This window comes from Shigella sp. FC1661, from assembly GCF_001712525.1.
GTDB classification, from domain to species: Bacteria; Pseudomonadota; Gammaproteobacteria; order Enterobacterales; family Enterobacteriaceae; genus Escherichia; species Escherichia coli.
In genome coordinates this window covers 22083-29932 of sequence record NZ_MDGW01000233.1, presented here as the reverse complement: position 1 = coordinate 29932, position 7850 = coordinate 22083, and the positions used below count along the sequence as shown (strand labels likewise).

The 7850-nt window shown below is 50.8% G+C and carries 5 protein-coding genes, 1 tRNA gene and 1 pseudogene; 5 read left to right on the top strand and 2 right to left on the bottom strand.

Going from position 1 to position 7850, the window contains the following annotated elements; translation table 11 throughout:
- Positions 1–66 (bottom strand): IS1 family transposase (locus BFF42_RS14165; RefSeq protein WP_129927876.1); only part of this gene is annotated, 66 nt, incomplete at its 3' end.
- Between the two features lie 45 nt (positions 67–111).
- Between BFF42_RS14165 and BFF42_RS14160 the strand changes: the two are divergent.
- A pseudogene (locus tag BFF42_RS14160) lies at positions 112–1146 on the top strand (phosphoethanolamine transferase); the annotation flags it as partial.
- A 7-nt stretch (positions 1147–1153) separates the two neighbouring features.
- Here BFF42_RS14160 and argG read toward each other — a convergent pair.
- The gene (gene argG / locus BFF42_RS14155; protein ID WP_000207691.1) at positions 1154–2497 is read right to left on the bottom strand and encodes an argininosuccinate synthase; all 1344 of its coding nucleotides are present in this window, start codon (positions 2495–2497) and stop codon (positions 1154–1156) included.
- Positions 2498–2844: 347 nt separating this feature from the next.
- On the opposite strand from argG, the gene BFF42_RS14150 reads away from it, so the two are divergent.
- The 4 genes from BFF42_RS14150 (at position 2845) to infB (ending at position 7792) form a co-directional block, all read left to right on the top strand.
- Positions 2845–2921, top strand: a tRNA-Met gene (locus BFF42_RS14150).
- Positions 2922–3127: 206 nt separating this feature from the next.
- Positions 3128–3580, top strand: a complete 453-nt coding sequence (gene rimP / locus BFF42_RS14145) for a ribosome maturation factor RimP (RefSeq protein ID WP_001300397.1) — start codon at positions 3128–3130, stop codon at positions 3578–3580.
- Between the two features lie 27 nt (positions 3581–3607).
- A complete protein-coding gene (nusA, locus tag BFF42_RS14140) occupies positions 3608–5095 on the top strand; it encodes a transcription termination factor NusA (protein WP_001031064.1) in 1488 nt (495 codons plus the stop codon).
- A gap of 24 nt (positions 5096–5119) precedes the next feature.
- Positions 5120–7792, top strand: a complete 2673-nt coding sequence (gene infB, locus BFF42_RS14135; protein ID WP_000133034.1) for a translation initiation factor IF-2 — start codon at positions 5120–5122, stop codon at positions 7790–7792.
- The last annotated feature ends 58 nt before the right edge of the window (positions 7793–7850 follow it).

The following is a 7850-nucleotide window of genomic DNA, read 5'->3' as shown; positions in this document are numbered from 1 at the left end:
TTTGCCGTTACGCACCACGCCTTCAGTAGCGGAGCAGGAAGGACATCTGATGGAAATGGAAGCCACGCAAGCACCTTAAAATCACCATCATACACTAAATCAGTAAGTTGGCAGCATTACCAAAGATTACTCTCAATTGCAAACACGGTGCCGTATTTTCAATTATCAGTCAGGGATACAGGTATTGATACCTACGTGTTGATTGTGGGGGAGTCTGTACGTGTCGACAATATGTCTTTGTATGGATATACACGCTCTACGACACCGCAAGTTGAAGCACAAAGAAAACAGATCAAACTGTTTAATCAAGCAATAAGCGGCGCACCTTACACTGCGCTGTCGGTTCCCCTTTCTTTAACTGCTGATTCTGTTTTGAGTCATGACATTCATAATTACCCCGACAACATTATTAATATGGCTAATCAAGCAGGATTTCAGACTTTCTGGCTAAGCTCGCAATCCGCTTTTCGGCAGAATGGTACAGCAGTTACCAGTATCGCCATGCGCGCCATGGAAACAGTTTATGTCAGAGGATTTGATGAATTGTTGTTGCCGCATTTATCGCAAGCATTACAGCAAAATACGCAGCAAAAGAAACTGATTGTTCTTCATTTAAATGGAAGCCATGAACCGGCTTGTAGCGCCTATCCGCAATCCAGCGCCGTGTTTCAACCGCAGGACGATCAGGATGCCTGCTATGACAACTCCATTCATTACACAGATAGTTTGCTAGGTCAGGTTTTTGAATTATTAAAAGATCGCCGCGCCTCGGTCATGTATTTTGCCGACCACGGCCTGGAACGTGACCCTACGAAGAAGAACGTCTATTTTCATGGAGGCAGGGAGGCTAGCCAGCAGGCATATCATGTCCCGATGTTTATCTGGTATAGCCCCGTTCTTGGGGATGGCGTGGATCGCACAACGGAAAACAACATCTTTTCGACAGCTTACAATAATTACCTTATTAATGCGTGGATGGGGGTAACAAAGCCGGAACAGCCGCAAACGCTTGAGGAAGTGATTGCACACTATAAAGGAGACTCACGGGTTGTGGATGCAAACCATGATGTTTTCGATTATGTGATGTTCAGAAAGGAGTTTACAGAGGATAAGCAAGGTAACCCCCCCCCTGAAGGGCAGGGTTGATGTCGAATTACTGGCCTTTGTTTTCCATATTCTCCACCTGCGGCACGCCTGAAGTGGCAGAGGAGGAGAGCAGGCCAGTTTTGGCATAACCAAAAAGTTTCTCTCGGGTATCAGTGATATCCAGATTACGCATGGTCAATTGACCAATACGATCATCTGGCGAGAACACCGAGTCGCCTTTTTCCATCGTCAGACGCTCTGGCTTGTAGGTCAGGTTCTCTGAGACGGTATTCAGGATTGAATAATCGTTCCCACGGCGCAGCTCCAGGGTAACTTCACCAGTGATCTGGCTGGCAACCCAGCGTTGCAGAGAGTCACGCAGCATCAGCGCCTGGGAGTCAAACCAACGCCCCTGGTACAGTAGACGGCCCAACTGACGACCATGCGCGTGATACTGCTCAATGGTGTCTTCGTTGTGAATACCGGTCAACAGACGTTCATACGCAATGTGCAGCAGTGCCATCCCCGGAGCTTCGTAAATACCACGGCTTTTCGCTTCGATGATACGGTTCTCAATCTGGTCGCTCATGCCCAGGCCGTGACGACCGCCGATGCGGTTAGCTTCCAGCATCATTTCTACGTCGTTGCTAAAGGTTTTACCGTTCAGCGCCACCGGATGACCTTGCTCAAAGCGTACTGTGACTTCTTCTGCCGGGATCTTCACGCTCTCATCCCAGAATTTCACGCCCATAATCGGGTTGACGATTTTGACGCTGGAGTTGAGGTATTCCAGATCCTTCGCTTCATGCGTTGCACCAAGCATGTTGGAGTCTGTGGAGTAGGCTTTTTCGACAGACATTTTGTAGTCGAAACCGCAGGCAATCATAAATTCAGACATCTCATGACGGCCGCCCAGTTCATCAATAAAGTCAGTATCAAGCCACGGTTTGTAAATCTGCAGTTCAGCATTGGTCAGCAGACCATAACGATAGAAACGTTCGATATCGTTTCCTTTATAGGTGCTACCGTCACCCCAGATATTCACGCCATCTTCTTTCATCGCAGCAACCAGCATGGTACCAGTCACGGCGCGGCCCAGCGGCGTCGTGTTGAAATAGGTCAGGCCGCCGGTGGTGTTATGAAATGCGCCACACTGAATAGCGGCAATACCTTCGGCCACCAGTTGTTTGCGGCAGTCGATCAGACGTGCGTTCTCCGCGCCGTATTCCATGGCACGACGAGGGATCGCATCATAATCCTCTTCGTCTGGCTGGCCTAGGTTTGCAGTATATGCATAAGGAACCGCTCCCTTTTGTCGCATCCACAGCAGTGCGGCACTGGTGTCCAGACCGCCAGAAAAAGCGATACCAATACGTTGACCTACCGGGAGATGCTTGAGAATCGTCGTCATAAAATAACACCCTGCTTAATTAACTGATGATGAGCCTGGATTTCCGCTCTCACTGAATTTTTATGCAAAATAAATGAGTTTTCATTTAATCATCTTTTATCGGAGACAGGAAGAGTTTAGTGTGTTTTTTGTAAAATAATGCGCTTAAGGGAGAGCAGGAGAAGGCAAAAGTATTCAACAAATGAAAGTGAACTGGATATTCATTCACGTGATTAGCAATAAACGTTGACAAAATGTGGCATGGATCACTATAATGCCTGCAGATTTTACGTCCCGTCTCGGTACACCAAATCCCAGCAGTATTTGCATCTTTTACCCAAAACGAGTAGAATTTGCCGCGTTTCAGGCGCGGGGTGGAGCAGCCTGGTAGCTCGTCGGGCTCATAACCCGAAGGTCGTCGGTTCAAATCCGGCCCCCGCAACCACTTTCCCTTAGAGTCCTTTTTCAAATATACTGTGAAGACTTCGGCCTTCGTAGTGGGATTTGAAAAAATCCTTCTGGAAAGTGCTCCAGACCGCAGTTGCGGTTATAGGGTTCAGTTATATAAAGCCCCGATTTATCGGGGTTTTTTGTTATCTGACTACAGAATAACTGGGCTTTAGGCCCTTTTTTTATGTCTTGGGGGTGGGCTTGTCCACATTAGAGCAAAAATTAACAGAGATGATTACTGCGCCAGTTGAGGCCCTGGGTTTTGAACTGGTTGGCATCGAATTTATTCGCGGTCGCACATCCACACTGCGCATCTATATTGATAGTGAAGATGGCATCAATGTTGATGATTGTGCTGATGTGAGCCACCAGGTAAGTGCTGTGCTGGATGTTGAAGATCCCATCACCGTTGCTTATAACCTGGAAGTCTCCTCACCGGGTCTCGATCGCCCACTGTTCACGGCTGAACACTACGCCCGTTTTGTCGGAGAAGAGGTGACTCTGGTTCTCCGTATGGCGGTACAAAACCGTCGTAAATGGCAGGGCGTTATCAAAGCGGTAGACGGTGAAATGATCACAGTTACCGTCGAAGGTAAAGATGAAGTGTTCGCGCTGAGTAATATCCAGAAGGCGAACCTGGTTCCCCACTTTTAATAGTCTGGATGAGGTGAAAAGCCCGCGATGAACAAAGAAATTTTGGCTGTAGTTGAAGCCGTATCCAATGAAAAGGCGCTACCTCGCGAGAAGATTTTCGAAGCATTGGAAAGCGCGCTGGCGACAGCAACAAAGAAAAAATATGAACAAGAGATCGACGTCCGCGTACAGATCGATCGCAAAAGCGGTGATTTTGACACCTTCCGTCGCTGGTTAGTTGTTGATGAAGTCACCCAGCCGACCAAGGAAATCACCCTTGAAGCCGCACGTTATGAAGATGAAAGCCTGAACCTGGGCGATTACGTTGAAGATCAGATTGAGTCTGTTACCTTTGACCGTATCACTACCCAGACGGCAAAACAGGTTATCGTGCAGAAAGTGCGTGAAGCCGAACGTGCGATGGTGGTTGATCAGTTCCGTGAACACGAAGGTGAAATCATCACCGGCGTGGTGAAAAAAGTAAACCGCGACAACATCTCTCTGGAGCTGGGCAACAATGCTGAAGCCGTGATCCTGCGCGAAGATATGCTGCCGCGTGAAAACTTCCGCCCTGGCGACCGCGTTCGTGGCGTGCTCTATTCCGTTCGCCCGGAAGCGCGTGGCGCGCAACTGTTCGTCACTCGTTCCAAGCCGGAAATGCTGATCGAACTGTTCCGTATTGAAGTGCCAGAAATCGGCGAAGAAGTGATTGAAATTAAAGCAGCGGCTCGCGATCCGGGTTCTCGTGCGAAAATCGCGGTGAAAACCAACGATAAACGTATCGATCCGGTAGGTGCCTGTGTAGGTATGCGTGGCGCGCGTGTTCAGGCGGTTTCTACTGAACTGGGCGGCGAGCGTATCGATATCGTCCTGTGGGATGATAACCCGGCGCAGTTTGTGATTAACGCAATGGCACCGGCAGACGTTGCTTCTATCGTGGTGGATGAAGATAAACATACCATGGATATCGCCGTTGAAGCCGGTAACCTGGCGCAGGCGATTGGCCGTAACGGTCAGAACGTGCGTCTGGCTTCGCAGCTGAGCGGTTGGGAACTCAACGTGATGACCGTTGACGACCTGCAGGCTAAGCATCAGGCGGAAGCGCACGCAGCGATCGACACCTTCACCAAATATCTCGACATCGACGAAGACTTCGCGACTGTTCTGGTAGAAGAAGGCTTCTCGACGCTGGAAGAACTGGCCTATGTGCCGATGAAAGAGCTGTTGGAAATCGAAGGCCTTGATGAGCCGACCGTTGAAGCACTGCGCGAGCGTGCTAAAAATGCACTGGCCACCATTGCACAGGCCCAGGAAGAAAGCCTCGGTGATAACAAACCGGCTGACGATCTGCTGAACCTTGAAGGGATAGATCGTGATTTGGCATTCAAACTGGCCGCCCGTGGCGTTTGTACGCTGGAAGATCTCGCCGAACAGGGCATTGATGATCTGGCTGATATCGAAGGGGTGACCGACGAAAAAGCCGGAGCACTGATTATGGCTGCCCGTAATATTTGCTGGTTCGGTGACGAAGCGTAATAAACTGTAGCAGGAAGGAACAGCATGACAGATGTAACGATTAAAACGCTGGCCGCAGAGCGACAGACCTCCGTGGAACGCCTGGTACAGCAATTTGCTGATGCAGGTATCCGGAAGTCTGCTGACGACTCTGTGTCCGCAAAAGAGAAACAGACTTTGATTGACCACCTGAATCAGAAAAATTCAGGCCCGGACAAATTGACGCTGCAACGTAAAACACGCAGCACCCTTAACATTCCTGGTACCGGTGGAAAAAGCAAATCGGTACAAATCGAAGTCCGCAAGAAACGCACCTTTGTGAAACGCGATCCGCAAGAGGCTGAACGCCTTGCAGCGGAAGAGCAAGCGCAGCGTGAAGCGGAAGAGCAAGCCCGTCGTGAGGCAGAAGAATCGGCTAAACGCGAGGCGCAACAAAAAGCTGAACGTGAGGCCGCAGAACAAGCTAAGCGTGAAGCTGCTGAACAAGCGAAACGTGAAGCTGCGGAAAAAGACAAAGTGAGCAATCAACAAGACGATATGACTAAAAACGCCCAGGCTGAAAAAGCCCGCCGTGAGCAGGAAGCTGCAGAGCTCAAGCGTAAAGCTGAAGAAGAAGCGCGTCGTAAACTCGAAGAAGAAGCACGTCGCGTTGCTGAAGAAGCACGTCGTATGGCGGAAGAAAACAAATGGACTGATAACGCGGAACCGACTGAAGATTCCAGCGATTATCACGTCACTACTTCTCAACATGCTCGCCAGGCAGAAGACGAAAGCGATCGTGAAGTCGAAGGCGGCCGTGGCCGTGGTCGTAACGCGAAAGCAGCGCGTCCGAAGAAAGGCAACAAACACGCTGAATCAAAAGCTGATCGTGAAGAAGCTCGCGCAGCAGTACGTGGAGGTAAAGGCGGAAAACGTAAAGGTTCTTCCCTGCAGCAAGGCTTCCAGAAGCCAGCTCAGGCCGTTAACCGTGACGTTGTGATCGGCGAAACCATCACCGTTGGCGAACTGGCGAACAAGATGGCGGTTAAAGGCTCTCAGGTCATCAAAGCGATGATGAAACTGGGCGCAATGGCAACCATCAACCAGGTTATCGATCAGGAAACCGCACAGCTGGTTGCTGAAGAGATGGGCCACAAAGTTATCCTGCGTCGTGAAAACGAGCTGGAAGAGGCGGTAATGAGCGACCGTGACACGGGGGCTGCGGCTGAACCGCGCGCGCCGGTTGTGACCATCATGGGTCACGTTGACCACGGTAAAACCTCTCTGCTGGACTACATTCGTTCAACGAAAGTGGCCTCTGGCGAAGCGGGCGGCATTACCCAGCACATTGGTGCATACCACGTTGAAACTGAAAACGGCATGATCACCTTCCTGGACACCCCAGGGCACGCCGCGTTTACTTCAATGCGTGCTCGTGGTGCGCAGGCAACGGACATCGTAGTCCTGGTTGTTGCTGCCGACGACGGCGTGATGCCGCAGACCATCGAAGCAATCCAGCACGCGAAAGCGGCGCAGGTACCGGTGGTGGTTGCAGTGAACAAGATTGATAAACCAGAAGCCGATCCGGATCGTGTTAAGAACGAACTCTCCCAGTATGGCATCCTGCCAGAAGAGTGGGGCGGTGAAAGCCAGTTCGTACACGTATCTGCGAAAGCGGGTACCGGCATCGATGAACTGCTGGACGCTATCCTGCTGCAGGCGGAAGTTCTGGAGCTGAAAGCGGTACGTAAAGGTATGGCGAGCGGTGCGGTTATCGAATCCTTCCTCGATAAAGGTCGTGGTCCGGTTGCTACCGTTCTGGTACGTGAAGGTACTCTGCACAAGGGCGATATCGTTCTGTGTGGCTTCGAATACGGTCGTGTTCGTGCGATGCGTAACGAACTGGGTCAGGAAGTGCTGGAAGCGGGTCCGTCCATTCCGGTGGAAATCCTCGGCCTGTCCGGCGTACCGGCTGCGGGTGATGAAGTTACCGTTGTACGTGACGAGAAGAAAGCGCGTGAAGTTGCACTGTATCGTCAGGGTAAATTCCGCGAAGTTAAACTGGCGCGTCAGCAGAAATCTAAACTCGAGAACATGTTCGCCAACATGACCGAAGGCGAAGTTCACGAAGTGAACATCGTCCTGAAGGCAGACGTACAGGGTTCTGTGGAAGCGATCTCCGACTCCTTGCTGAAACTGTCTACTGACGAAGTTAAAGTGAAGATCATCGGTTCTGGCGTAGGTGGTATCACCGAAACCGACGCCACCCTGGCTGCGGCGTCCAACGCCATCCTGGTTGGCTTCAACGTACGTGCTGATGCCTCTGCACGTAAAGTGATTGAAGCGGAAAGCCTGGATCTGCGTTACTACTCCGTCATCTATAACCTGATTGACGAAGTGAAAGCGGCGATGAGCGGTATGCTGTCTCCGGAACTGAAACAGCAGATTATCGGTCTGGCGGAAGTTCGTGACGTGTTCAAATCGCCGAAATTTGGTGCCATCGCAGGCTGTATGGTTACCGAAGGTGTGGTTAAACGTCACAACCCGATCCGCGTTCTGCGTGACAACGTGGTTATCTACGAAGGCGAGCTGGAGTCCCTGCGCCGCTTCAAAGATGACGTTAACGAAGTCCGTAACGGTATGGAATGTGGTATCGGCGTTAAGAACTACAACGACGTCCGCACTGGCGATGTGATCGAAGTATTCGAAATCATCGAGATCCAACGTACCATCGCTTAAGGTTTTTAGGGTTCCATGCGGGATAAGGCGTTTACGCCGCATCCGGCATGGATTGCCT

Bases quoted from the DNA above. Each gene is read 5' to 3' on its own strand.
- argG (WP_000207691.1), bottom strand. From the start codon at position 2,497: ATGACGACGATTCTCAAGCATCTCCCGGTAGGTCAACGTATTGGTATC.
- nusA (WP_001031064.1), top strand. From the start codon at position 3,608: ATGAACAAAGAAATTTTGGCTGTAGTTGAAGCCGTATCCAATGAAAAG.
- infB (WP_000133034.1), top strand. From the start codon at position 5,120: ATGACAGATGTAACGATTAAAACGCTGGCCGCAGAGCGACAGACCTCC.